This window comes from Xanthomonas sp. NCPPB 1754 (genome assembly GCF_041475725.2).
GTDB lineage: Bacteria > Pseudomonadota > Gammaproteobacteria > Xanthomonadales > Xanthomonadaceae > Xanthomonas > Xanthomonas euvesicatoria.
The window spans coordinates 892,841-918,627 of the sequence record NZ_CM192982.1; the positions used below are offsets into that span (position 1 = coordinate 892,841).

Annotated in this window: 23 protein-coding genes and 1 other RNA gene; 17 read left to right on the forward strand and 7 right to left on the reverse strand. The window is 66.3% G+C overall.

From position 1 onward, the window contains the following. Positions 1-8 precede the first annotated feature (8 nt). The 4 genes from ACCQ15_RS03900 to ACCQ15_RS03915 are packed head-to-tail and all read right to left on the reverse strand — an operon-like array spanning position 9 to position 4,023. Entirely contained in the window at positions 9-1,394 is a 1,386-nt protein-coding gene (locus tag ACCQ15_RS03900; protein ID WP_029818671.1) for an FAD-binding oxidoreductase, read from the reverse strand. Further along, entirely contained in the window at positions 1,391-1,930 is a 540-nt protein-coding gene (locus tag ACCQ15_RS03905) for a metal-dependent hydrolase (protein WP_042773797.1), read from the reverse strand. Before ACCQ15_RS03905 ends, ACCQ15_RS03900 begins: the two co-directional genes overlap by 4 nt. 29 nt (positions 1,931-1,959) lie before the next feature. Beyond that, a complete protein-coding gene (locus tag ACCQ15_RS03910) occupies positions 1,960-2,328 on the reverse strand; it encodes a YraN family protein (protein ID WP_057682280.1) in 369 nt (122 codons plus the stop codon). A gap of 3 nt (positions 2,329-2,331) precedes the next feature. Beyond that, a complete protein-coding gene (locus ACCQ15_RS03915) occupies positions 2,332-4,023 on the reverse strand; it encodes a penicillin-binding protein activator (RefSeq protein WP_014089390.1) in 1,692 nt (563 codons plus the stop codon). 120 nt (positions 4,024-4,143) lie between these two features. Between ACCQ15_RS03915 and rsmI the strand changes: the two genes are divergently transcribed. After that, complete coding sequence (gene rsmI / locus ACCQ15_RS03920; protein WP_029818675.1) at positions 4,144-4,965, forward strand: 16S rRNA (cytidine(1402)-2'-O)-methyltransferase; 822 nt, start codon at positions 4,144-4,146, stop codon at positions 4,963-4,965. Positions 4,966-5,111: 146 nt separating this feature from the next. Then, positions 5,112-5,461, forward strand: an RNA gene (gene rnpB, locus ACCQ15_RS03925) — RNase P RNA component class A. Between the two features lie 477 nt (positions 5,462-5,938). On the opposite strand, the gene ACCQ15_RS03930 is transcribed toward rnpB, so the two are convergent. The 3 genes from ACCQ15_RS03930 to ACCQ15_RS03940 are packed head-to-tail and all read right to left on the reverse strand — an operon-like array spanning position 5,939 to position 7,334. Then, positions 5,939-6,256 carry a CcdB family protein gene (locus ACCQ15_RS03930; protein ID WP_011346416.1) on the reverse strand — a complete coding sequence of 106 codons (318 nt, stop codon included), beginning with the start codon at positions 6,254-6,256 and terminating at the stop codon, positions 5,939-5,941. Beyond that, complete coding sequence (locus tag ACCQ15_RS03935; RefSeq protein WP_008571282.1) at positions 6,253-6,504, reverse strand: type II toxin-antitoxin system CcdA family antitoxin; 252 nt, start codon at positions 6,502-6,504, stop codon at positions 6,253-6,255. The genes ACCQ15_RS03930 and ACCQ15_RS03935 overlap by 4 nt, the downstream gene beginning before the upstream one ends. A 47-nt stretch (positions 6,505-6,551) precedes the next feature. Then, complete coding sequence (locus ACCQ15_RS03940) at positions 6,552-7,334, reverse strand: NRDE family protein (RefSeq protein WP_008571281.1); 783 nt, start codon at positions 7,332-7,334, stop codon at positions 6,552-6,554. A gap of 309 nt (positions 7,335-7,643) precedes the next feature. Between ACCQ15_RS03940 and mraZ the strand changes: the two genes are divergently transcribed. From mraZ to lpxC, 15 genes are all read left to right on the forward strand, one after another. Beyond that, on the forward strand, positions 7,644-8,090 hold the full coding sequence (mraZ, locus tag ACCQ15_RS03945; RefSeq protein WP_003485296.1) for a division/cell wall cluster transcriptional repressor MraZ: 447 nt from the start codon (positions 7,644-7,646) through the stop codon (positions 8,088-8,090). 14 nt (positions 8,091-8,104) lie between these two features. Next, positions 8,105-9,148 (forward strand): 16S rRNA (cytosine(1402)-N(4))-methyltransferase RsmH, encoded by a 1,044-nt coding sequence (gene rsmH / locus ACCQ15_RS03950; RefSeq protein WP_372381537.1) that lies wholly within the window; start codon positions 8,105-8,107, stop codon positions 9,146-9,148. After that, on the forward strand, positions 9,145-9,408 hold the full coding sequence (gene ftsL / locus ACCQ15_RS03955; RefSeq protein WP_005910928.1) for a cell division protein FtsL: 264 nt from the start codon (positions 9,145-9,147) through the stop codon (positions 9,406-9,408). The genes rsmH and ftsL overlap by 4 nt, the downstream gene beginning before the upstream one ends. A 355-nt stretch (positions 9,409-9,763) precedes the next feature. Beyond that, positions 9,764-11,632, forward strand: a complete 1,869-nt coding sequence (locus ACCQ15_RS03960) for a peptidoglycan D,D-transpeptidase FtsI family protein (protein WP_372381236.1) — start codon at positions 9,764-9,766, stop codon at positions 11,630-11,632. An 8-nt stretch (positions 11,633-11,640) separates the two neighbouring features. Further along, a complete protein-coding gene (locus ACCQ15_RS03965) occupies positions 11,641-13,116 on the forward strand; it encodes a UDP-N-acetylmuramoyl-L-alanyl-D-glutamate--2,6-diaminopimelate ligase (RefSeq protein ID WP_206212875.1) in 1,476 nt (491 codons plus the stop codon). Continuing rightward, positions 13,113-14,624: a UDP-N-acetylmuramoyl-tripeptide--D-alanyl-D-alanine ligase gene (locus tag ACCQ15_RS03970; protein WP_008571986.1), complete on the forward strand. Its 1,512-nt coding sequence runs from the start codon at positions 13,113-13,115 to the stop codon at positions 14,622-14,624. Before ACCQ15_RS03965 ends, ACCQ15_RS03970 begins: the two co-directional genes overlap by 4 nt. Next, on the forward strand, positions 14,614-15,699 hold the full coding sequence (gene mraY / locus ACCQ15_RS03975) for a phospho-N-acetylmuramoyl-pentapeptide-transferase (RefSeq protein ID WP_003485285.1): 1,086 nt from the start codon (positions 14,614-14,616) through the stop codon (positions 15,697-15,699). Before ACCQ15_RS03970 ends, mraY begins: the two co-directional genes overlap by 11 nt. Next, on the forward strand, positions 15,699-17,075 hold the full coding sequence (gene ftsW, locus ACCQ15_RS03980; protein WP_008571985.1) for a putative lipid II flippase FtsW: 1,377 nt from the start codon (positions 15,699-15,701) through the stop codon (positions 17,073-17,075). Before mraY ends, ftsW begins: the two co-directional genes overlap by 1 nt. Further along, positions 17,072-18,364 (forward strand): undecaprenyldiphospho-muramoylpentapeptide beta-N-acetylglucosaminyltransferase, encoded by a 1,293-nt coding sequence (gene murG, locus ACCQ15_RS03985; RefSeq protein WP_372381237.1) that lies wholly within the window; start codon positions 17,072-17,074, stop codon positions 18,362-18,364. Before ftsW ends, murG begins: the two co-directional genes overlap by 4 nt. Further along, positions 18,361-19,794 (forward strand): UDP-N-acetylmuramate--L-alanine ligase, encoded by a 1,434-nt coding sequence (gene murC, locus ACCQ15_RS03990; protein WP_011346425.1) that lies wholly within the window; start codon positions 18,361-18,363, stop codon positions 19,792-19,794. The genes murG and murC overlap by 4 nt, the downstream gene beginning before the upstream one ends. Continuing rightward, positions 19,791-20,747, forward strand: coding sequence for a D-alanine--D-alanine ligase (locus tag ACCQ15_RS03995; RefSeq protein ID WP_029818682.1), 957 nt, complete (start codon positions 19,791-19,793; stop codon positions 20,745-20,747). Before murC ends, ACCQ15_RS03995 begins: the two co-directional genes overlap by 4 nt. Positions 20,748-20,871: 124 nt before the next feature. After that, the gene (locus ACCQ15_RS04000; RefSeq protein ID WP_071117963.1) at positions 20,872-21,699 is read left to right on the forward strand and encodes a cell division protein FtsQ/DivIB; all 828 of its coding nucleotides are present in this window, start codon (positions 20,872-20,874) and stop codon (positions 21,697-21,699) included. Further along, the gene (gene ftsA, locus ACCQ15_RS04005; protein WP_003485272.1) at positions 21,696-22,931 is read left to right on the forward strand and encodes a cell division protein FtsA; all 1,236 of its coding nucleotides are present in this window, start codon (positions 21,696-21,698) and stop codon (positions 22,929-22,931) included. The genes ACCQ15_RS04000 and ftsA overlap by 4 nt, the downstream gene beginning before the upstream one ends. A 300-nt stretch (positions 22,932-23,231) precedes the next feature. Next, the gene (gene ftsZ / locus ACCQ15_RS04010; RefSeq protein WP_008571978.1) at positions 23,232-24,470 is read left to right on the forward strand and encodes a cell division protein FtsZ; all 1,239 of its coding nucleotides are present in this window, start codon (positions 23,232-23,234) and stop codon (positions 24,468-24,470) included. A 234-nt stretch (positions 24,471-24,704) separates the two neighbouring features. Continuing rightward, positions 24,705-25,616 carry a UDP-3-O-acyl-N-acetylglucosamine deacetylase gene (gene lpxC, locus ACCQ15_RS04015; RefSeq protein WP_011346426.1) on the forward strand — a complete coding sequence of 304 codons (912 nt, stop codon included), beginning with the start codon at positions 24,705-24,707 and terminating at the stop codon, positions 25,614-25,616. Positions 25,617-25,787: the final 171 nt, after the last annotated feature.

Below are 25,787 nucleotides of genomic sequence, written 5' to 3' on the forward strand. Positions count from 1 at the left end.
GCGCATCGCTAGGCGGGTGGCAACACCTTCCCCGGATTCAAGATGCCATCCGGGTCCAGCGCCGCCTTGATCGCGCGCATGGCCGCCAGCGTGGCTGGATTGAACGCCTGGCTCATGAAATCGCGCTTGGCCACGCCGATGCCGTGTTCGCCGGAGAGCGTGCCCTCCAGCGCCAGCACCAGCGTAAACAGCCGTGGCAGGGCGGCGTGTGCGCGGGCATCTTCGTCGGCATCGGCCGGGTCGTACATGATGTTGACGTGCAAGTTGCCGTTGCCGGCATGGCCGAAGGCGACGATGGGCAGCGCGAATTCCGCAGCGAGTGCTTCCACGCCGGCGACGAGTTCGGGAATGCGCGACACCGGCACCACCACGTCCTCATTGATCTTGCCCGGCTTGATGGTGCGCAAGGCCGGCGACAAGGCACGGCGTGCGGCCCACAACCTGTCGCGCGCGCTGCCATCGGCGGCCACGTCCAGGCCCAGTACGCCCTGGCCATCGGCCGCCTCGTGCAGGACTTGCAGCGCGTAGGGCAAGGTGTCGTGATCGCCGTCGGCTTCGATCAACAGCATGGCGCCGGCGTCGGGTACGTCGCTGCCATTGCGGCGTAGCAGCGCAATCGCGCTGGCATCCATGAATTCCAGCATGGTCGGCGTGGTCGGTTGTGCCATCAGCCGCGACACTGCGGCTGCGGCGCTGGAGGCATCGCGATACAGCGCGCGCAGGCCGGCTTGCGCGATTGCGCGCGGGGTCAGCTTTAAGGTCGCCTCGACGATGATCGCCAGGGTGCCCTCGCTGCCCACCAGCAAGTGGGTGAGGTCGTAACCGGTGGAATTCTTGGTATACGCACCGCCGCAGCGGATCACCTCGCCGGTGCCAGTGACGGCCACCAGGCCGAGCACGTTGTCGCGGGTGGCGCCGTATTTCACCGCGCGCGGGCCGCCGGCGTTGGTGGATAGATTGCCGCCGACGCTGCAGATCTCCGCGCTGGACGGATCCGGCGGCCAGAACAATCCGTGCGGCTGCAGCGCCTGCTGCAGGTCGCCATTGAGCACGCCCGGTTGCACCACCGCGCAGCGGTCTTGCGGACGCAGTGCCAGGATCTGGTTCATGCGCGCCATCGACACCACCACGCCGCCGGAAAACGGCACCGCCGCGCCGGTGGTGCCGGTGCCGGCGCCGCGCGCCACGATCGGCACGCCGTGCGCACGGCACGCCTGCACGATCGCCACCACCTCATCGGTGTCGCGCGGCAACGCCACTGCGGCAGGCAATGCCCAGCGGCGCGAATCGTCTTCGCCATAGCGGCGGCGCGCATCGTCGCCGGTCAACCAGCCATCGGTACCCAGGCGCGTGGCCAATACCTCGGCAAGTGCGGTGGGAAGTACATCGGTCATGACTTGCGATCCTGTGGTGCCGCGCGCTGGATGCATTTCCACCCCAGCACGGCGACGGTGAGCGGCAGCCAGACCCAGCGCAGCTCGGAGAGCAGCGTGCTCAGGCCACGCGCATTGAAGAAGCCGGTGGCAAATGGCGACACCCGGATCGGCCGCCATGGTGCGAACCAGCGTGTCTGGCTCCACGGCCAGCCCAGTGCCACGCCCAGGCCGCCGGAAGTCATCGCATCCAGCAGCGGGTGAGAGGCGGCACAGACGAACAAAAACACAGACGCCTGCACGGCATCCGCGCGCAACAGGCGATGTGACGCAACGCCGAGCAACCCCACGATTGCGGCGAACAACAGCGAGTGGCTGGCACCGCGATGACCAAACGCATCGGCGTAGGGAATGTGCAGCGCGAACGCCAGCACATCGGCATCGGGCAGCGTCGCCGCCGCCACGCCGGCCGCGAGCAGGCGTGGCGAGATGCGGCCGCGTTCACTGGCGCACCACAGCGCCAATGGCACGGCTGCGTGGGTCATGACGGTTGGCATAAAAACGTTGGCGTGAGCGTCGGTGGCGGTCAGCAATCGTCGGCGCGGAACGCGTCGCGGATCCAGTGCAATACCGGCGGTTCGCCGCTGGCATCGACCACATCGAAGCGGCACGGCAGCGCGGCCAGGGTCGGGTGGGCGCCAAGAAACAACTGCGCGGCCAGCAGCAGCTTGCGACGTTTGCGCCAGTCCACCGATGCCGCACCGCCGCCGAAGCGGTCGTCGCGCCGGTAACGCACTTCCACAAATACCAGCGCTGGCCCGTCGCGCATCACCAGATCCAGTTCGCCGCCACGGTAGTTGGCATTGCCAACCACCAGCCGCAGCCCGGCCTGCTCCAGCAACGCGCGCGCGGCCGCCTCGACCGCCGCACCACGCTGCTGACGCGCTGCCGGCATGGCTCAGCGGCCGTCGGCGATCGGCGTCGGGCGGCCGCCGCTGAAGGTGGACCAGGCCGGCGTGCGCAACACATTGCCGAAGCCATCCAGGTGCAGGGTGCCGGTGGCGCCGCGCAGGCCGCCATCGGTGCCGGTGGCGAGTTTTTCCAGGTACGCAGTGATCTTCCAGGCGTCGTAGCCGAACGCGAACAGGCGGGCGGCCGGGCCGCGTGCGCTGGGCAGGGTGCTGGCCACCTGGCTGACCGCCGGCAGGCCGGACACGCCCAGGGCGGTCCAGGTTTCGCTCGGGTAGACGATGCCATCCAGCGCCAGATCGTCTTCGACCTTGCCGGTGCCGGCCACCAGTTGCGAGGTACCCACGCGCGATTTGCCGGCGAACCCGGCCAACGCCAGCTGCGGCGCCAGCGCACGCGCAGTATTGCCGCGCACTGCCAGAAACACTGCATCGGCAGTGCCGTAATTGCGCAACTGCGCACCGATATCGCCCGGCGCATCGGCCACGCTGATGCTGCCGGCCACCGTGCCGCCGCGTTCGCTGAAACGGTCGCGGAAGGCCTTGATGGTGCGCTTGCCGTTGTCGTCGCTGGTGCCGACGATCAGCACGTTGCGGCGTTCGCGCGAGAGCAGGTATTCGGCGGCCATGATGCCGTCGTCTTCCGGCGCCAGCGAGAAGCCTGCGCTGCCGGTGGGCGGGGCCTTGTTGTCGGTGGGGCGGTTGAGCGCCAGCACCGGCACCGCCAACTGGCCGCGCGCAAACAGCGCGCTGACCTCGTCGCGCCCCAACGGGCCGACCACGTAATCCACCCCGGCGTTGACTGCCTTGTCGTAGGCGGCATTGGCGCCGGCCGGGGTGCCGGCGGTGTCGAAGAACTGCACTTCCGGGCGGCGGCGGGTTTCGGCGTAGTAGCCGGCCAGCAGGCCATCGCGTACCGGCGCGGCGGCGGTGGCCAGGTTGCCGGTGATCGGCAGCAGCACGCCCAGCTTGACCGGTGGGCGGTAGCCATCGCGCTCGGCCGGCGGGCGCTTGCTGGTGTCGAAGCCCCACTGCGCATCGCGCTCGAAGGCGCGCGGCAACGCCAGGCCACGGCTGATCAACGCGCGCCCGGCAAAGTTGTACAACGGGTCGCCGGCCGGCAGTGCAGCGGTGCGGCCCTTGAGGGTGGCGTCGTCGAGCGCGGCAAGCAGGCGCACGATCGCGCGCTGGTTGTCGCTGCGCACGGTGCCGGTCAGGCTGGCATCGGCACGCGCGCGGTCGGCTGCGGCGCCGAACAGGTCGCCGGTGGCTTCCAGCGCCGCAGCGCGTGCCACCAGCCAGCGCGTCTGCAGCGGCTGGGTCAGCCCCTGCGGGCTGTCGCCCAGGGCCTGCAACGCCTGCGCGCCCTGCTTGTCGAGCACCGCCAGCTCGCCGGTGAGCAGCCCGAAGCGGGCCCGCTCCTCGCCGCTCAGGTGGCGTGGGTTGACCTGCGCCAGCAGCGTGCGGGCCCGCGCATCGTCACCGGCGTCGTGCCAGCCGAACGCCGCGGCCGCCAGCAACCGGCTGCGCTGCGCGCCGCTGGCACTGGCGGCTTCGGCTTCCAACTGCTGCGCGGCGTCGCGCGGTTTGCCCTGATCCAGCAGTGCCAGCGCTGCGCTCTGCGTCGGCGAGGCGGTCGGCGTGACGCTGCTGGTGGCGCAACCTGCGGCCAGCATCACCATCAGCGAAAGGGCAGAGATCCTTGCAACACGCTTGTTCATTTCAGATCCATTGGACAGGGGCCGCCGGGGCGGACCGTTAAAAACGCTACGATTCTACCCTTTGCCCCCGGAAAACCGCTGATGACGTCCCCTGGAACCCTGCACGTGGTCGCCACGCCGATCGGCAACCTGGCCGACCTGTCGCCGCGCGCGCAGGAGGTGTTGCGTGGCGTGGCCGCGATCTGCGCCGAAGACACGCGCCATACCCGCCAGTTGCTCGGCCATTTCGGCATCGACCGCCCGCTGCTGGCGCTGCACGACCACAACGAAGACGCCATGTCCGAACGCATCGTGGCGCGCCTGCGCGAAGGCGAGTCGCTGGCCATCGTCAGCGACGCCGGCACCCCGTTGGTGAGCGACCCCGGTTTCAAGCTGGTGCGCGCCGCCCGTGCGGCCGGCATCAAGGTCAGCCCGGTCCCGGGCGCCTGTGCGGCGATCGCCGCGCTCAGCGTGGCCGGCCTGCCCAGCGACCGTTTCGGCTTCGAGGGATTTCTGCCGGCCAAGAGCGCCGCCCGCCGCGAGCGCCTGGCGCGGCTGGCCGGCGAGACCCGCACCCTGGTGTTCTACGAGTCGTCCCACCGCATCGTCGAATCGTTGGCCGACCTGCGCCTGGCCTTCGGCGATGACCGCCCGGCGGTGATCGCCCGCGAACTGACCAAACTGTTCGAAACCGTGCTCGACGGCAGCCTGGCGCAGCTGCAGGCCCAGGTCGAAGCCGACGACAACCAGCGCAAGGGCGAGTTCGTGGTGATGGTGCAGGGCGCCGCCGACGCTGCCGACGGCCAGCTCGCCGAAGGCCGCCGCGTCTACGCCAAGCTCGCCGAGCACCTGCCCCCGTCCACCGCCGCCAAGCTCGCCGCCGAGCTGACTGGCGCGCCGCGGAAGGCGTTGTATGGCGGCTAATGCGGTCATCCCAGGAGCATGCCTGGACGCGACGGTGGCGGGTCGGTACCCCCTTTCGCGCACGGGTGCGCTCCTACAAGGCAACGGCCAGCGTGAAATCGCCGCGCCGTTTTGCACTGCAGCGATAGCGTAGAATGCGCCCCGGCGGAGTCGGCCAGACAGTCGCGTCACTCGCAAGAGTGCCGAGGAAAGTCCGGGCTCCATAGGGCAAGGTGCCAGGTAACGCCTGGGCGGCGCAAGCCGACGGACAGTGCAACAGAAAGATACCGCCTACGTTCCCTTCGGGGAGCCGGTAAGGGTGAAATGGTGCGGTAAGAGCGCACCGCGAGTCCGGTAACGGACCGGCACGGCAAACCCCACCTGGAGCAAGACCAAATAGGGATCCATTGGCGTGGCCCGCGCTGGATCCGGGTAGGTTGCTTGAGCGCTGCGGTGACGTAGCGCCTAGACGAATGACTGTCCACGACAGAACCCGGCTTATCGGCCGGCTCCGCCGCCTTCGTTCGGGCGTTCGCCCTTCTCGAAGGCGCCCACGCTTTTTACCGCCGCAGGCGATACAAAACGCGGGTCCCGCTCCGGGCATTCCACATCCCCGCGGCTGTCGCCGCGCCCCCTTGACTCAAGGGGGCTTGCAGGTAGGCAGTTGGTCGAGGCGTAGGTCGTTGGTCGAGGCTCTCGCGACGCGTCGCCGCCTTCATTCGGGCGTTCGCCCTTCTCGAAGGCGCCCACGCTTGGTACCGCTGCAGGCGGTACAAGACGCGGGTCCCGCTCCGGGTCTGCCACATCCCCGCGGTTGTCGCCGCGCCCCTTGATTCAAGAGGGCTTGCACTCGGTAAGTTGTCTGGTGCTTTCGGCTGTCTGCGATCAATGCGATTGCTGCTTCGATCTTTACTGCTTGGCTTGGGCTTTGCCCTCGCGGCGAACGCTGTGTGCGTTGCTGCGGCCTTGCTTGACGCGTTTTTCTGTTTTGCGCTTAACCGAACGAGCGGGTGAATAGCTCGTCCAGGGCGTCGATGATGATCTGGCCTTGGTCCTTCAATGTGCCGGCAGGTTTGTTGAGCACGGCCAGCGGCACCGAGGTCATTTCCAGAGGCTGCAGGATGACGCTGTGGCCGGCGACGGTGAGTTCCGGGGTGAAACGGGATGGGGTCGGGGAGTGGCCGGACTTAATGACCAGGGGCACGACGACGCGGCGAGGAGAGGCGTCGAAGATCTTCGACTGGACCACCACCACGTACGGGATGTTCTTGTTCTGGCCGACATTGGCATAGACATCGAACTGGTCGGTCATAGCGTGGAGAACTCGTCGGCGAAGGAGCCGTGCGCTTCAGTGAAGACCTTCCATTCGCTCGCGGCGCGTTGCAGCTCAAGCGCTCTGGCGCTGTGGTTGTCGCGTTCCTTGGTGACGTACTCGGCCAGCAACTCTTCCACCTTTGCCGAAAGGTTGCCAGTCATCGCGCGGGCTTGCGCCGCCAGGTCGGCATTGATGGTCAGATTCAGCGGCTTCTTCTGCGCTGAAACGTCGTAATAGCGATTCATGCATTGGCTCCTGGTTATGCGCACGCTATGCGCATGACTGTGGCTTGTCAACGCGAGCCAGGGATCTCCAGGCGTGTCTCGCCCTGGAAACTCCCATTCGGCCCGAAGCGTCGTTCGTGGATGAAGCCGTGGCCGTGATGGTCTGCCGCAACGATGGTGCTGGCGCGGGTGCCGTAGCTGGGGCCGCTGATGAAGGCGGCCGAGAGCAGGCGTTCGGTGGGCAGGTCCACGCCGGTCTGCGGTAGCGCAGCGTCGGGGGCGATGGCCGGGTTGCCCAGGGCGGCCCACAGCGGCTGCAGGTCTTCCTCGCCGCTGGCGCACCAGCGGTGCAGCACCCTGGTCAGCGCGGCGGTCTTGGGCCACGGCGCATCCAGCGGTCCGTTGGACATGCCATGGATGCCCGCAGCCAGTCGCCGTGCCAGCGGTGGGTGGTTGCTCAGGTGCTCGCAACGGTCGGCGTCGCACAGCAACAGGTTGAAAGGTGGGAACTCGTGGGCGGCACCGGCCAGTGCGTTGCCGTAGGCAGTAGCGCTCAGGCTGCCGGACAGATAGTCGGCGATCAGATGCCCGCGCGAGCGCCCCGAGGCCGTGGCGAGCGGGTCACGCACGTTGGTGACCACCGCAGCGCGTCCGTCCCGACCCAGGCCAACCCAACTGCCACCGGAGCGTAGGTCGCGGCCGGCCAGCATGTTGTCGGCCGGCGCCGCCCAGCTCGCCAGTGCCGCAGTGGGACGTTCATGGAATTCGTCGCGGTTGCCCACCAGCAGCAAACGCCAGCGCGGGTGGGCTTTCCAGGCGAGAGCGACCAAGCACATGCCGCCGATTGTCATCTTGTTTGCGCAGTTGGGATACGTAGCTGGCGCAATGTGAAGTGAGACGGCAGTCGGGTTTACATGGCCTTCACCGCCCTGAATTTCCGTTCAATCTCAAAATATGAGACGAAACAGCAACTTGTGGATAACCTTTGAACAAGTCTCTAAAGAGTGCCGCAACTCATTGATGCAACTGGCGATTTGTGGTCTTGAAAACTGTTGACAACCTTTGACGCACTGCTAAGGTGGGCAACGGAGGGAAAACCAGGTGTTTTGTGGTTTTTCGTGGTTCAATGATCCCCCAGCGGGTATTCGAGGTTGCATTCGGTGTTTCAGGGCGAGACTGCCATCACGGTGGACGACAAGGGGCGTATGGCGGTGCCAACCGCATACCGCGACCTCGTTGCGCGTGTCAGCGGCAATCGCCTGGTCCTCACCTACAACCCCTTCGAAGCCGGATGCCTGTGGCTATATGCGGAAAAGGAGTGGGAGCGGGTGCGCGACGACGTGATGTCCAAGCCCAATACCCAGCGCGTGGTCCGCACGCTGCAACAGAAGCTGGTGGGTTCATCCGCCGTGCTGGAGCTGGACGCCAACGGCCGTCTGAGCATTCCGGCCAGCCACCGCAATGCGGTGGGCATCGAAAAAAAGGCCGTGCTGCTGGGCATGGGCGACAAGTTCGAACTCTGGAGCGAGCAGGCACATCGCGCACTGATCCAGCAGACATTGTCTGACGGGGATCTGGGCGATGAATTGCTCGATCTCAGGTTGTGAGCCGGGGTGCCCGGATGCGCGGTGAAGCGCAGCCCGGTCACCCGGTGTCGCAGCCGCCGGCGGCGCATGTGCCGGTGCTGTACACGCAGGTTCTGGATGGCCTGCAAGTGACCGAAAACGGAACGTATCTGGATGGCACGTTCGGGCGTGGCGGGCACGCACGCGGCGTGCTGGAACACCTTGGCCCGGGAGGTCGACTGCTGGTGATGGACAAGGACCCCGAAGCGATCGCGGTGGCCGAACAAAGCTTCGGTGGCGATGCGCGCGTGTCCATCCATCGCGGCAGTTTTGCCGGACTCGGCCAGGTGGTGGCCGCGGCCACCGTCGACGGGATCCTGCTGGACCTGGGCGTGTCTTCGCCGCAGCTGGACGTGGCCGGGCGCGGTTTCAGTTTCGGCAAGGACGGCCCGCTGGACATGCGCATGGACCCGGACAACGGCCAGAGCGCGGCGCAGTGGCTGGCGCAGGCCAGCGAGCGCGAGATCGCCGATGTGCTGTGGACCTATGGCGAAGAACGCCAGAGCCGCCGCATCGCGCGCGCCATCGTGGCGCGGCGCGCCGAACAGCCGCTGCTGCGCACTGCACAACTGGCCGACCTGATCGCGTCGGTGATGCCGCGCGGCGACAGCAAGACCCACCCGGCCACACGCAGCTTCCAGGCCATCCGCATCCACATCAACCGCGAGCTGGCCGATCTGGAAGCCGGGCTGGACGCCGCCCTGGACGCGCTCAAGCCGGGCGGCCGGCTGGCGGTGATCAGCTTCCATTCGCTGGAAGATCGCATCGTCAAACAATTCATGGCCCGCTATGCCAAGGCCCCGCCGAGCAACCGCCGCTTGCCCGAAGCCCAGCCGTTCGTTCCCGCGCTGCAGCTGGTGAGCGGCGCGATCAAGGCCGACGACGCCGAATTGATCGTCAATCCGCGTGCCCGCAGCGCGGTGTTGCGGGTAGCTGAAAAGCTGGGAGTCGGGATTCGGAATTCGGGATTGGAAGAGCGCTCCAAGCGAATCCCAAATCCCCAATCCCCAATCCCGGCGTCTCAAGGAGACGCCGCATGAGCCGCTTGCTGCTCGTCGTGCTGCTTGCCTGCAGCATCGCCTCGGCGATCGGTGTGGTGTACATGCGCCACATGCATCGCAAGCTGTTCGTGCAGTTGTCCAAGCTCGAGCACACGCGCGACGAATTGAATATCGAATTCGGCCGGCTGCAGCTGGAGCAGGCCACCTGGGCGGAAAGCAACCGGGTCGACCAGGTCGCACGTGCGCGCATCGGGATGAAGTTCCCCGAGACCAACGACATCGTGGTGGTGCGCCCATGAGCTTGCGGCAGGACAACCGCGTTGCACGACGCAGCCGCCCGCAGGGTGGCGCTTATGTGGGTGCGGCCATGACAAAACGGCAGGACAGCCGTTTTGCACAGCGCAGCTGCCCGCAGGGTGGCGCTTATGCAGGTGCGGCCATGACAAAACGGCAGGACAGCCGTTTTGCACAGCGCAGCTGCCCGCAGGGTGGCGCTTATGCAGGTGCGGCCATGACAAAACGGCAGGACAGCCGTTTTGCACAGCGCAGCTGCCCGCAGGGTGGCGCTTATGCAGGTGCCGCCATGACAAAACGGCAGGACAGCCGTTTTGCACAGCGCAGCTGCCCGCAGGGTGGCGCACACGGAGGTGCGCCATGAAAACCGGCCGCAACCGCCCCCGTAGCAATTTTAACCTCCGTGGTCGCCTGACCCTGGTCGGTATCGCGCTTGGCCTGTGCTCGGTGACGCTGATCGGCCGCGCGGCCTACGTGCAACTGGTCAATCGCGATTTTTACCAGCGTCAGGGCGAAGCGCGTTACCTGCGCGAACTGCCCATCGCCACCTCGCGCGGCATGATCACCGACCGCAACGGCGAGCCGCTGGCGGTGTCCACGCCGGTGGAATCGATCTGGGTCAATCCGCAGGAACTGCTGCGCAACCCGGACCGCATTCCCGAGCTGGCAAAAGCGCTCGGGCAGCCGCTGGACGAGTTGAACGCCAAGCTGGCACAGAAGGCCGGCAAGGAATTCATGTACCTGCAGCGCCGGATCAATCCGGACAAGGCGCATGCGATTGTCGACCTGAAGATTCCTGGTGTGTTCTCGCAGCGCGCGTTCCGCCGCTTCTATCCGCAAGGCGAGGCGATGGCCCATGTGCTGGGCTTCACCAACATCGACGACCGCGGCCAGGAAGGCCTGGAGCTGGCATTCGACGAATGGCTGCGCGGCAAGCCCGGTTCCAAGAAAGTGGTGCGCGATGCGCGCGGCGCCATCGTGGAAAGCGTGGACCTGGTGCGTCCGGCGCAACCGGGCAAGGATCTGACGCTGAGCATCGACCGCCGCATCCAGTTCCTGGCCTACAAGGAGCTGCGCAACGCACTGGTCGAAAACAACGCGGCCGGCGGTTCGATGGTGGTGATGGACGTGGCCACCGGCGAAGTGCTGGCGATGGTCAACCTGCCTACCTACAACCCCAATTCGGTCACCGGCATCAATCCGTCGGCGCGCCGCAACCGTGCGGTCACCGATCTGGTCGAGCCGGGTTCGACGATGAAGCCGCTGACCGTGGCCACCGCGCTGACGGCCGGCGTGGTGACCAAGGACACCGTCATCGATACCAACCCCGGCTACATGTCGGTGGGGCGTTTCACCATTCGCGATGTGCCGCGCAACAACGGTGTGCTCAACGTCACCGGCGTGATCACCCGCAGTTCGAACATCGGCGCGGCCAAGATCGCGGCCAAGGTGCCCGACCAGACCTTCTACCAGTCGATCCGCAACTTCGGTTACGGCAGCGCGCCGCATAGCGGGTTCCCCGGCGAATCGGCCGGCGTGGTGCTGCAGCCGGCGCGCTGGAGCGGCCCGTCCAAGACCACGATGTCCTACGGTTACGGCCTGTCGGTGACGCCGCTGCAGATTGCCCAGGCGTACGCCACGCTGGGCAACGGCGGCAAGCTCACTCCGCCGACCTTCGTGCGTGGCCAGCACAACGAAACCCGTCAGGTGATCACGCCGGAAGTGGCGCGCCAGGTCATCGACATGATGGAGACCGTGGTGACCCAGGGCGGCGCCAAGGGCGCGGCGATTCTGGGCTACCACGTGGCCGGCAAGACCGGCACGGCGCGCAAGAATGGCGCCAACGGCTACGAGCGCGGGCATTACAACGCCCTGTTCGCCGGCCTGGTGCCGGCCACGCGCCCGCGCTTTGCCACCGTCATCGTGATCAACGATCCGCAAGGCAAGGTGTATTACGGTGGTCTGGTATCGGCGCCGGTCTTCCATCGCGTGATGGAAGGCGCGCTGCGCTTGATGGACGTGCCGCCGGACGATATCCAGTCGTGGCTGGCCGCACAGGCGGCCGGCAAGACCGGCCAGCCGGTGGTCAAGCCGCAATCGGCCGATCCGGATCCGGCCCTGGTGCCGGACCCGGTGGATGAAGTCTCTGCCGGCATTCCGACCGCACTGGCGCCTGCGCCGGCTGCCGCGCCAGCACAGCCCGCGCCGTTGCAGGAGAGCCGCCAGTGAGCCGCTCCATGGCGCTTTCGCAGTTGCTGCCGGATGTGGCATTGACGCACGACGTGCAGGTGTCCGGGTTGGTGATGGATAGCCGCGCCGTGCGCCCGGGCGATGCATTCGTGGCGATCGCCGGTTTCGGTGCGCATGGTCTGGGCTTTGTCGAACAGGCGCGCGCCAATGGCGCGGCGGCGGTGTTGTTCGAGCCGCCGGCTCCCGACGGTCTGCCGGTCCCGGCCGATGCGATTGCCGTGCCTGGCTTGCGCGCGCGCCTTGGCGTGATGGCCGATCAATTTCATGGCCGGCCATCGCAGGCGATGCGCATGGTCGGCGTCACCGGTACCAACGGCAAGACCTCCACCGTGCAGCTGCTGGCGCAGGCCTTGACGCTGCTCGGTACGCCCACCGGCACGCTCGGCACGCTGGGCGTCGGTCTGTATGGCGCGACCGTGCCGACCGGTTTCACCACCCCGCTGGTGCTGCCCACGCACGCCCTGTTGGCGCAGTTGCGCGATGAGGGTGCGCAGGCCGTGGCAATGGAAGTCAGCTCGCACGCGCTCGATCAGGGCCGCGTGGATGCGGTGCATTTCGACGTGGCAGTGTTCACCAATCTCACCCGCGACCATCTCGATTACCACGGCGACATGGCGCAATACGGCGCGGCGAAAGCCAAGCTGTTCACCCGCGCGGGGTTGAAAGCGGCCGTGGTGAACCTGGACGATGGCTTCGGCCGCACGCTGTTCGCTGCGCTCGATCCCGCGCTGCGCGCGATCGGTGTGAGCTCGCGCGCGCATGCCGACGCCAGCGTGAGCGCGCAGGCACTGCAGCTGGACCACAACGGCATCAACTTTGCGTTGAATGTCCAGGGCCAAGTGCATCCGGTGCATTCGCCGCTGCTGGGCCGTTTCAACGTGGACAACCTGCTGGCCGTGGCCGGCGCGTTGTGGGCGATGGAGTTTGCGCCTGCGCAGATCGCCAGTGTGCTCGGCCAGTTGCAGCCCATCCATGGCCGCATGAACCGCCTCGGCGGCGCACATGGCGCACCGTTGGTGGTGGTCGATTACGCACACACGCCCGATGCGCTGGAACAGGCATTGAGCAGCCTGCGTTCGCATGCGCAGGACCGCCTGATCTGCGTATTCGGCTGCGGTGGCGAACGCGACACCGGCAAGCGCCCGCAGATGGCGGCGATTGCCGAGCTCAAGGCCGACGTGGCGATCGTGACCGACGACAACCCGCGTGGCGAAGACGGCGATGCGATCGTGGCCGATATCCTGCGCGGCTTCGCGCGACCGGATGCCGCCATCGTGCAGCGCGACCGCGCCGCTGCGATCCATCAGGCCATCGGCATGGCCAGCCCATCGGACATCGTGTTGATCGCCGGCAAGGGCCACGAGCCGTATCAGGAAATTGCCGGTGTGCGGCACGCCTTCGACGACGCCCTCGTGGCGGCGCAGGCGCTGCTGCCGCGCACCGTGTTGGGAGTGCGGCCATGAAGCTCACGCCACTGTCGTTGATCGCACATTGGGCGGGCGGCGAGCTGCACGGCGACGACACCATGATCGATGCGGTCGGTAACGACACCCGCACGCTTGCCGACGGCAGCCTGTATGTGGCGCTGCGCGGCGAACGCTTTGATGGGCACGATTTCGCCACCGAGGCGGTCGCGCGCGGTGCCAGCGGTGTGCTGGTCGATCGCCTGCTGCCGGCGCTGAGCGTGCCGCAGGTGGTGGTGGACAACACCGAGCTGGCGTTGGCGCGCATCGCCGCCGGCATGCAGCGCGACCGCGCCACGCGTGTGCTTGCGCTGACTGGCTCCAACGGCAAGACCAGCGTCAAGGCGCTGCTGCTGTCGATCCTGCAGGAAGCCGGGCGCGTGGATGGCACCACCGTGTACGCCACGCCGGGCAACCGCAACAACGAGATCGGTTTGCCGCTGGCAGTGATCGCCGCGCCCGACGATGCGGACTTTGCGATCTACGAAATGGGCGCCGGCAAGCCGGGCGATATTGCCTATCTCACCGAGATTGCGCAGCCGCATGTGGCGTTGGTCAACAACATCGCGCCCGCCCATCTGGAACGTCTGGGCAGCTTGCTTGGCGTCGCACGGACCAAGGGCGCCATCTACGCCGCGCTGCCCGCCGATGGCGTGGCGGTGATCAATGCCGACGACGCGTTCGGCATGTGGTTCGAACAGCAGTTGCAGAGCCAGCCGGTGCAGGGACGTCGCGTGTTGCGCTATGGCTTGCAGGCCAGTGCCGAGATCACTGCGCGTCAACTGCGTCTGCACACCGGCGGCGCGCAGTTCACCCTGGTCACGCCGCAGGGCGAGGCGCCGATTGCGCTGCCGCTGCCAGGCCGCCACAACGTGCTCAACGCACTGGCGGCAACCGGGCTTGCACTCGGTGCCGGCATCGCCTTGCCGGTGATCGCCGACGGTCTGGCGCAGGCGCGCGCGGTAGCCGGCCGGCAGATCGCGCAGACCTTGCCCAATGGCGCGGTCCTGATCGACGACAGCTACAACGCCAACCCGGGCTCGCTGGATGCGGCCATCGATGCCTTGGCCGCCGCACCGGGCGAAGGCTGGCTGGTGCTGGGCGACATGCGCGAACTCGGCGCCGAAGGCGTGGCACTACATGCCGCCGCGGGGCGTCGCGCACGTGCGGCCAAGCTGCAGCGGTTGTATGCGCTGGGCGAACTGAGCGCCGCTGCCGCGCACGCGTTCGGCGAGGGCGGGCGTGTGTTCGCCACGCACGCCGAGTTGATCGACGCCTTGCAGGCGGATCTGGTCGATGCCACCAGCCAGCAACAGCAAGTGCCGCAGCACGGATCAGGAAATACGCAGGAACATGCAGTGATTCACCAACAGCAATCGCCATCCACCAACGCGCTTCCGGGCGTCGCCTCCATCACGATCCTGATCAAGGGCTCGCGCGGTAGCGCGATGGACCGCGTCGTCACCGCGCTGCTCGCATCGGCGGAGGACGCATCCCATGCTGCTTGAGTTGGCCCGTTGGCTGCAGCAACTGGAGAGCCTGTTCGGGCTGTTCAACTATCTGACCTTCCGCGGCATCCTGGCTGCGCTGACCGCGCTGTTCCTGTCGTTGTGGATGGGCCCGGCGGTGATCCGCAAGCTCGCCCAGTTCAAGGGCGGCCAGCCGATCCGCCAGGACGGCCCGCAAACGCATTTTTCCAAGGCCGGCACGCCGACCATGGGCGGTTCGCTGATCCTGCTCACCGTCACCTTGTCGGTGCTGCTGTGGGGCGACCTGCGCAACCGCTACGTGTGGTTGGTGCTGGCAGTGATGATCTGCTTCGGTGCGATCGGCTGGTACGACGACTGGATCAAGATCGTCAAACGCGATCCCAATGGCCTGAAGTCGCGCTGGAAGTATCTGCTGCAGTCGATCTTCGGTCTGGCCGCTGGCTTGTTCCTGTACTACACCGCCGACGTACCGGCGGCGATCACGTTCTACATCCCGATGTTCAAGTCGATCGCGCTGCCGCTGGCCGGGGTGAGCTTCGTGGTGATCGCCTACTTCTGGATCGTGGGCTTCTCCAATGCAGTGAACCTCACCGACGGCCTGGATGGTTTGGCCATCATGCCGACCGTGCTGGTCGCCTGCGCGCTGGGCGTGTTCGCGTATGCCTCGGGCAACGTGGTGTTTGCCGAATACCTGAAAATCCCGCTGATTCCCGGTGCTGGCGAGCTGATCATCATCTGCTCGGCGATCGCCGGGGCAGGGCTGGGCTTTCTCTGGTTCAACACCTACCCGGCAATGGTGTTCATGGGCGACATCGGCGCGCTGTCGCTGGGCGCAGTGCTCGGCACCATCGCGGTGATCGTGCGTCAGGAGATGGTGCTGGTGATCATGGGCGGCGTGTTCGTGATCGAAACGCTGTCGGTGATGATCCAGGTGGCCAGCTTCAAGCTGACCGGCAAGCGCGTGTTCCGCATGGCGCCGATCCACCACCATTTCGAGCTCAAGGGTTGGCCGGAGCCGCGCGTGATCGTGCGCTTCTGGATCATTTCGGTGGTGCTGGTGCTGATCGGCCTTGCCACGTTGAAGGTGCGCTGATGAACGACATGTCCCGCCAGGCCACACGACTGGACGCCATCGGCGGCCGCTACGACCCGTGGCTGCTCGGGGCGGCAGTCACGCTCGCCTCGCTGGGCGTGGTGATGGTGGCGTCCAGCTCGATCGAACTGGAAGCCAGCCCGTTCTATTACCTGACCCGCCACCTGCTGTTCCTGGGTGGTGGCATCGCGCTGGCGTTCTGGGCGATGCGCACCGAGCTCAAGACCATCGAACAGCACAACCAGATGCTGTTGCTGGCCTGCTTTGTGCTGCTCGTGGTGGTGTTCGTGCCTGGCCTGGGCAGCACCGTCAATGGCGCCAAGCGCTGGATCAACCTGGGCGTGTCGCGGTTCCAGGTGGTCGAATCGGTGAAGGTGTTCTACATCATCTGGCTTGCGAGCTATCTGGTGCGGTTCCGCGACGAGGTCAACGCGACCTGGCAGGCGATGCTCAAACCGGTATTTGTGGTCGGCTTCTTGGTCGGCCTGTTGCTGCTGCAGCCGGACTTCGGCTCCTCGATGCTGCTGCTGAGCGTGACCGCCTGCATGCTCGTGCTGGGCGGTGCGCCGATCGGGCGCATCATCCTGCCGATCCTGCTGCTGCTGCCGGCCCTGGTGGCATTGGTGATCTTCGAGCCGTACCGCATGCGGCGCGTGACCTCCTTCATGGACCCGTGGGTGGATCAGCTGGGCTCCGGTTACCAGCTGTCCAACGCCCTGATGGCCATCGGCCGCGGCCAGTGGACCGGCGTGGGCCTGGGCGCTTCGGTGCAGAAGCTCAACTACCTACCCGAATCGCATACCGACTTCATCTTCTCGGTGATCGCCGAGGAGCTGGGCTTTGTGGGCGTGTGCGGCGTGATCGGGCTCTACGCGCTGCTGGTCGGTCGCGCCTTCTGGCTGGGCATGCGCTGCGTGGAGATGAAGCGGCATTTCTCCGGCTATATCGCCTTCGGCATCGGCCTGTGGATCGCGATGCAGAGCTTCGTGTCGATCGGCGTCAACCTGGGCATCCTGCCGACCAAGGGGTTGACCCTGCCGCTGATTTCGTCGGGCGGCTCATCGGTGCTGATGACCTGTCTTGCGATGGGTGTGCTGCTGCGGGTGTCCTACGAAGCCGATCGCGCCGAGCGCCTGCGCAGCAAGTTGTCTCCGCAGGGCGCGGCCACCTCGCCAGCTGAGCCGGCCGAGCCGGTGGTCGATTCGGTGCCGCCGGCGTACGCGCCTGCGCACAAGCCGCAGCGCGACACTGGCGCTACGCCTGCGCCGGCCGCTCCTCCGGTTGCCGCCGCCTACGTAGCGCCGGCGTCAGCCATCCTGCGCGGCACCAGCCGCATGCAACCGCGTGTGGAACCGACCTTCGGGAGGATTGCGTGAGCGTTTCTGCCCATGCCGCGCAAATGCCCGCACCGTCGTCTGCGATGATGCGGCCGGTCATGATTCTGGCTGGCGGCACCGGCGGGCACATCTTCCCGGGCCTGGCCGTGGCCAAGGTGCTGCGCGCGCGCGGCGTGCCGGTGACCTGGCTGGGCGCCGATGGCGCCATGGAAACCCGCCTGGTGCCACAGCACGATATTCCTATCGATACGCTGGCCATCAGCGGCTTGCGCGGCAAGGGCGTGGTGAAGCTGCTCGGTGCGCCGGTGCGGGTGATGCGCGCGGTGCGCGCTGCCGGCTTCGTGCTGCGCAAGCGCCGTCCGCGTGCGGTGATCAGCTTTGGCGGCTTTGCGGCCGGCCCGGGCGGCCTGGCTGCGCGCCTGCTCGGTGCGCCATTGCTGGTGCACGAACAGAATCGCGCCCCCGGCATGACCAACAAGGTGTTGTCGCGTTTCGCGCGCCGCGTGCTGACCGGGTTTCCGGGCAGCTTTGCTGGCGAAGAAGCGGTAGGCAACCCGGTGCGTGCAGAAATCGCTGCATTGCCGGCGCCGGCCGATCGCTTGGTGGGCCGCACCGGCCCGGTACGCGTGCTGGTGCTGGGCGGCAGCCAGGGCGCGCGTGTGTTGAACCAGGCGGTGCCGACAGCGCTGGCTGCACTGGGTCACCCGGAGGTCGAGTTGCGCCATCAGTGCGGCGAGAAGCTGCGCGCCGAAGCCGAAGCGGCCTACCTGCAGGCAGGCGTCAACGCCAGCGTCGAACCCTTCATCGCCGACATGGCTGCGGCCTATGCGTGGGCCGATCTGGTCGTGTGCCGCGCTGGCGCATCCACCCTGGCCGAACTATGCGCCGCCGGTGTCGGCAGCGTGCTGGTGCCGTTCGCCGCCGCCGTGGACGACCATCAAACCCGCAATGCCGAATACCTGGTCGGCGCCGATGCCGCCGTGCTGCTCAAGCAGGACGACAGCCTGGCAGTGCGCTTGCAGCAGGTGCTGCAGACGTTGCTCGCCGACCCGACTCGTCGCCTCTCGATGGCCAACGCCGCACGCACCCTGGCCAAGCCGGACGCCGCCGAGCGCATCGCCGACATCATTCTTCAAGAGGCCGGGAGTGGAGATGGCCGGCCTCCGGCTGTCCAAGAGCGAGCGGGATTGGGGATTCGCAACAAGCAAACGCACAAACAGGGCAGCATGCAGACATCCGTAAATGGCGACCGTTCGGCGCAGTTGATCGCCACCAATCCCCAATCCCGACTCCCCAATCCCGGCGCCTCCGCAGGAGGTGCCCCGTGATCCGCCGTCTGCAAGACAGTGGCGATTTGGTGCGGGCGTTCCCGCGCGTGCATTTCGTCGGCATCGGCGGTACCGGCATGAGCGGCATTGCCGAGGTGATGCTGACGCTGGGCTATGAAGTGTCCGGCTCGGACAACGCCGACAACGCGGCCACGCGCCGGCTGGCCAAGCTGGGTGCGCGCGTGATGCGCGGCCATTCGGCGGCCAACGTGCTGGGTACCGATTGCGTGGTGGTGTCCAGCGCCATCCGCGAAGACAACCCCGAGTTGATGGAAGCGCGCAGCCAGCGCATTCCGATCATGCCGCGCGCGGCGATGCTGGCCGAGCTGATGCGTTTCCGTCGCGGCATTGCGGTGGCCGGCACGCATGGCAAGACCACCACCACCAGCCTGGCGGCTGCAGTGTTGAGCGAAGGCGGGTTAGACCCGACGTTCGTCATCGGTGGCCAGCTGCTGGCTGCCGGTGCCAACGCAAAGCTCGGTGGCGGCCAATGGCTGGTCGCCGAGGCCGACGAGAGCGATGGCAGCTTCCTGCGCCTGAATCCGTTGATGGCGGTGATCACCAACATCGATGCGGATCACCTGGAAAACTACGGCAACGATTTTGCCCGCGTACAGGCCGCATTCGCCGAATTCCTGCAGCGCCTGCCGTTCTACGGCCTGGCGTTGCTGTGCATCGACGACCCGGAAGTGGCTGCACTGGCCGGCAAGACGCCGCGCCACGTGATGAGCTACGGCATGAGCGAAAACGCCGACGTGCGCGCCGAAGATGTCGTGCAGGACGGGCCACGGATGCGCTTTACACTGCGCCTGCCCGAAGGCACCACCACGCCGGTGACGCTCGCACTGCCGGGCCGTCACAACGTGCTCAATGCGCTGGCGGCTGCCGCAATCGGCTGGCAGCTCGGCGTGGCGCCGGACACCATTGCGCGCGCGCTGGAAAACTTTGCCGGCATCGGCCGTCGGTTCAACGATCTGGGCGAAGTCACCACCAGCAGCGGGGCACGTGTGCGCGTGGTCGACGATTACGGCCATCACCCGCGCGAACTCGAAGCGGTGTTCGCCGCCGCGCGTGGCGGCTGGCCGGACAAGCGTCTGGTCGTCGCCTTCCAGCCGCACCGCTATAGCCGCACCCGCGACCAGTTCGACGCCTTTGCCGCGGTACTCAGCACGGTCGACGCATTGGTGCTGAGCGAGGTCTACCCGGCCGGCGAAGCGCCGATCCCGGGCGCCGATTCGCGTGCATTGGCACGCGCCATCCGTGCGCGCGGCCGCAGCGAGCCGGTGGTCGTCGGCCAGATCGCCGGGCTTGCCGAAGTGTTGCCGGACGTCCTGCAGGACGGCGACCTGCTGTTGATGATGGGCGCCGGCGATATCGGTTACGTGGCCCAGCACATCATCAGCAACGGGTTTGTCGGAGAGCAGGCATGAGCGCGTTGGTCGGCAACGTTCGCACCAGCGATCCGGCAGCCTTTGGACGCGTCGCCGTACTGCTCGGCGGCACCTCGTCCGAGCGCGAGGTGTCGTTGAATTCCGGCAGCAACGTGCTGGAAGCGCTGCGCGCGCGCGGCGTCGATGCGCAGCCGGTGGATGGCATTCCGGCGTTGGCCAAGGCATTGGTCGCGCAGCAGTTCGATCGCGTGTTCAACGTGCTGCACGGACATAACGGCGGCGGCGAAGACGGCATCGTGCAAGGCCTGATGGAAGCCTTCGGCGTGCCCTATACCGGCTCGGACGTGCTGGGCTCGGCGCTGAGCATGGACAAGATCCGTACCAAACAGGTGTGGCTGTCGCTGGGCCTGTCGACGCCGCGCTACGCGCGGTTGGCTGCTGGTGCCAGCGCAGAGGCAATCCATGCCGCTGCACAGCAGATCGGGTTGCCGGTCATCGTCAAGCCGGCCAACGAAGGATCCAGCGTCGGCGTCAGCCGCGTGTTCGACCAGGCGCAGCTCGAAGAAGCAGTGACCCTGGCGGCGCGCTACGACGGTGCGCTGTTGATGGAGCAATTGATCGAAGGCGACGAACTCACCGTCGCCGTGCTCGGCGACACCGCGTTGCCGTCCATCCGCATCGTGCCCAAGGGCCAGTGGTACGACTACAACGCCAAGTACATCGCCGAGGACACCCAGTACCTGTGCCCGGGCCTGGAAGGCGAGGCCGAAACGCAGATTCGCCAACTCGCGCTGGACGCCTTCCGGGCTGCCGGCTGCCGTGGCTGGGGTCGCGTGGACGTGATGCGCGATGGCAGCAGCGGCCAGCTGTATCTGCTCGAAGTGAACACCGCTCCTGGCATGACCAGCCATTCGCTGGTGCCCAAGGCTGCCCGCCAACTCGACATCGATTTCGAAGAACTGGTCTGGCGCGTGCTGGAGCAGACGCTGTGACGCGGGGATTGGGGATTCGGGATTCGGGATTGGCCAACAGCGACGCGATGCGCGCCCTTGCTGTTGCTGCTGCCGTGACGAATCTCCAATCCCCAATGCCGAATCCCGTGTGCGGAGCACACCAATGAACGCCACCCTGCGCATCCTGGCCTGGTTGCTCGCGCTGGCGTTGGTCGCGCTGCCGGTGGTGGCCGTGCTCAATGGCTGGGTCGGTGCCGAGCGCTGGCCATTGGCGAAGTTGCGCGTGTCCGGCGACTTCAAGCGGGTGCCGGCCGAAGAGTTGCGTGCGGTGGTGTTGCCGTATGCGCGTGCCGGCTTTTTCGCGGTGAAACTGCAGCAGGCACAGGACGCCATTGCGCGGTTGCCGTGGGTGGAAAGTGCGCAGGTGCGCAAGCGCTGGCCGGATGTGCTGGAAGTGCACGTGACCGAGCACAAGCCGTTCGCGCGCTGGGGTACCGACCGCATGCTGTCCGAGCAGGGCCGGCTGTTTCGCACCCCGCCGCTGTTGAAGGATTTCAAGTTGCCGCAGCTCGGTGGGCCGGACAGCAAGACCCAGGACGTGGTGGCGCTGTACAACGAATCGCGCGCCCTGTTCGCACCGACCGGGCTGGATGTGGAGCGTCTTGAAATGGACGCGCGCGGCAGCTGGTCGCTGGGGCTGAGCAATGGCGTGCAGATCGTGGTCGGCCGCGACGATGCACGCGCACGGCTGCAGCGCTTCGCCCGCGTGCTGCCGCAGCTGTCCGATCCACAGCGCCCGATCGCCCGCGCCGACCTGCGCTACACCAACGGATTTACCGTCGAACGGCAGCGATTGGAGAGTGGGGATTCGGGATTGGAAAAAGCGCAGCCCCGGCATCGCGCAGCACCTTCCGCACCTCCCGTCGCCCAGGCATTTCCGCGTTTTCCCAATCCCGTATCCCGAATCTCGAATCCCGGCTTTAAGACATGAATCGCAAAGGCGACAAATCCCTCATCGTTGGACTGGACATCGGCACCTCCAAGGTCGTTGCGCTGGTCGGCGAATACTCGCCCGGCAATCCGATCGAAGTGATCGGCATCGGTTCGCATGAATCGCGCGGTCTCAAGCGCGGCGTGGTGGTGGACATCGAATCCACCGTGCAGTCGATCCAGCGTGCGGTGGAAGAGGCCGAGCTGATGGCCGGCTGCGAGATCCGCTCGGTGTATGCCTCGATTTCCGGCAACCACGTGCAGTGCAAGAACTCGCCCGGCATCGTGCCGATCCGCGATGGCGAAGTGACCTGGAGCGATCTGGAGCGCGTGCTCGATGCCGCCAAGGCGGTGGCCATTCCGGCCGACCAGCGCATCCTGCATGCGATTCCGCGCGAGTACGTGCTGGACGATTCGCAGGAAGGCATCCGCAACCCGGTCGGCATGACCGGCGTGCGCCTGGAGGTGCATGCGCACCTGGTGGTGTGCGCGCAGTCGGCAGCCGCCAACATCACCAAGTGCGTACAGAAGTGCGGCCTGCAGGTCGACGATCTGGTGCTGTCCTCGCTCGCGTCGTCGGTCGCAGTGCTGACCGCCGACGAACGCGAGCTTGGCGTGGTGCTGGTGGACATCGGCGCCGGTACCACCGATCTGGCGGTGTACGTGCAAGGCGCGATCTGCCACACCGCTTCGTTGCCGATCGCCGGTGACCATGTCACCAACGACATTGCGCACATGCTGCGCACGCCGACGCCGGAAGCCGAGCAGATCAAGGTGCGTTACGCCTGCGCGCTGGCACAGCTGGCCACCGCCGAAGAAAGCATCCAGGTGCCGTCGGTGGGCGACCGCCCGCCGCGCCGCATGCCGCGCCACGCACTCGCGCAGGCGGTGCAGGGCCGTTACGAGGAAATCTTCGAGATGGTGCAGGCCGAACTGCGTCGTTCGGGCTTCGAAGAAATGGTGCGCGCCGGCATGGTGCTTACCGGCGGTGCCTCGAAGATGGAAGGCGTGGTGGAACTGGCCGAAGAAATGTTGCAGATGCCGGTGCGCGTGGGCATTCCGCAGCACGTTACCGGCCTGGGCGAAGTCGTCGGCAACCCGGTACACGCCTCCGGCGTAGGCCTGCTGCTGATGGGCAGCCAGATCGAACACCCGCGCCGACCATCGATTCCGACCGGGCGCGCAGGCAGCTTGTTCAAGAAATTGAAGAATTGGTATCGCGGGGAATTCTGAATGCCGGGATTCGGGAGTCGGGATTCGGGATTGGAAAGAGCAAGAGCGAAAGGCAAAGCGGCGGCGGTTGCGAAGATTAAGTAGAGAGCGGCGAGCAGGTAGGCGATAAAATTATTTGCAGGCATTGCGTCGAGGAGTAGGTGACACGAGCCGTGGAGCGCAACAGCGAATCTACGGCCCCGGCACACGAATCCCGACTTTCAAACAACAACACTCGCCGTGGTGCGGAGTGGGCAGGGACCCTCGCTTGTGCGAATCCCCAATCCCCATTCCCCAATCCCGGCTCAAGAGGACACTGACATGGCACATTTCGAACTGATTGAAAAAATGGCTCCCAACGCGGTCATCAAGGTGGTTGGCGTCGGCGGCGGCGGTGGCAATGCCGTTGCGCACATGGTCAACACCAACGTCGACGGCGTGGAATTCATCACCGCCAATACCGACTCGCAGGCCATCAAGAACTGCGGCGCCAAGCTGCAGCTGCAGCTCGGCACCAACGTCACCAAGGGCCTGGGCGCAGGCGCGAATCCGGAAGTCGGCCGTCAGGCCGCGCTGGAAGATCGCGAGCGCATCATGGACGCGCTGCAGGGTGCGGACATGGTCTTCATCACCGCCGGCATGGGCGGCGGCACCGGTACCGGTGCGGCACCGGTGGTTGCGCAGCTGGCCAAGGAAATGGGCATCCTGACCGTGGCCGTGGTCACCAAGCCGTTCCCGTTCGAAGGCCGTCGCCGCATGCAGGTGGCGCTGAAGGGCATCGAGGAACTGAGCCAGCATTGCGATTCGCTGATCACCATTCCCAATGAAAAGCTGATCACCGTGCTGGGCCGCAACGCCACCATGATCCAGGCGTTCCGCGCTGCCAACGACGTGCTGCAGGGCGCCGTGCAGGGTATCGCCGACCTGATCGTGCGTCCGGGCCTGATCAACGTCGACTTCGCCGACGTGCGCACCGTGATGTCGGAAATGGGCCTGGCCATGATGGGCACCGGTTCGGCACGCGGCGACGATCGCGCGCAGGCCGCTGCCGAAGCCGCCATCCAGAACCCGCTGCTGGACGACGTGAACCTGGCCGGTGCCAACGGCATCCTGGTCAACATCACCGCCGGCCCGGACTTCACCATGTCCGAGTTCGACGAGATCGGCCGCACCATCGAAGCGTTCGCGTCGGAAGATGCCACCGTGGTCGTCGGTACCGTGCTCGACCCGGACATGCAGGACGAAGTGCGCGTGACCGTGGTGGCCACCGGCCTGAACCGCGCGGTTGCACGCCAGGCCCAGCGTCCGGACCAGCGCGCGCCGATCAAGCTGGTGCGTAACGCCACCACCGGCCAGCCGGAATTCGGCGACTTCGACACCACCAGCGGCGATGCGGTGTCCAAGGCCGTCGGTGGCAGCATGGGGCTGGGCCTGCGCCGTCCGAGCAGCGACTCGGTCGGCAGCGGCAGCCACAACGGCGGCGGCTCCTCGACGCCGGCGGCGGACCTGCCCAACGATTATCTGGATATCCCGGCGTTCCTGCGCCGCCAGGCCGACTGAGGATCGTCGGCTGCGTTGCTACGGTGACGCAGCCCGTCCCGCCCGGGGCCCGCTTCGGGTTGCACTGCCATGTCATGTCATTCCTGCCGGATCGGTGCCGATCCGGCAGCTTTTGTTATCGCGTGACTGACTGATTACGGTTGCCGTCACGCGCGACTTGTTAAAATTCGGATAATCTCAGCGATTAGACAGTCGGTTCAGCGTCTGTCTGCATTGTTCATCCAGACTTCGCATATGACCCAGCAACGCACTCTCAAGAACACCATTCGCGCCACCGGCGTCGGCCTGCACAGCGGCGACAAGGTGTACATGACGTTACGGCCGGCTCCGGTCGATCATGGCGTGGTGTTCCGACGGGTGGACCTGGAACCGGTCGTCGAAGTCCCCGCAGATGCCGAACTGGTCACCGAGACCACGCTGTGCACCGGGCTGACCTGCAACGGCGCCAAGATCCAGACCGTCGAACATCTGATGTCCGCATTGGCGGGCCTGGGTGTGGACAACGTCATCGTCGAGCTGTCTTCGGCCGAGTTGCCGATCATGGACGGCTCGTCCGGCCCGTTCGTGTTCCTGCTGCAGTCGGCAGGCATCGTCGAACAGAGCAAGCCCAAGCGCTTCATCCGGATCAAGCAGACGGTAGAAGTGCGCGACGGCGACAAGGTGGCGCGTTTTGAGCCCTACGAGGGCTACAAGCTCGGCTTCACCATCGAATTCAATCACCCGATGATTCCGGCCAAGCAGTCGCGCCAGGAAATCGAGTTCTCCACCTCGGCGTACGTCAAGGAAATTTCGCGCGCGCGCACCTTCGGTTTCATGCGCGACCTCGAGTACATGCGCGAGCGCAATCTGGGCCTGGGCGGTTCGATGGACAACGCCATCGTGCTGGACGAGTTCCGAGTGCTCAACGAAGACGGCCTGCGCTACACCAACGAATTCGTGCGGCACAAGATTCTGGACGCCATCGGCGACCTGTATCTGGCTGGCGGCGCCATCCTCGGCGCCTACGAAGGCTTCAAGTCCGGCCACGCCCTCAACAACAAACTGGTGCGTGCGCTCCTGGCCGACCAGGCCGCCTGGGAATGGGTCAGCTTCCCGGAAGGCACCGAACAACCGCCGGTCACCTACGCCAGTCCTGTCTACGCCTGATGTCAGGGAATGCCCTGGTTGGCGTTCAAGGTGTGAACTAGGTCGGATTTCCGGCCCGTTCTTAACATTTATTTAAGACTTCTCTAACTCCTGCGGGCCACATGCCCGCTAGGATGCGTCGGGTCGTGTGCGGTCTTCGCAACGCTTTCACGCACTGGCGGCCGCTCCGGA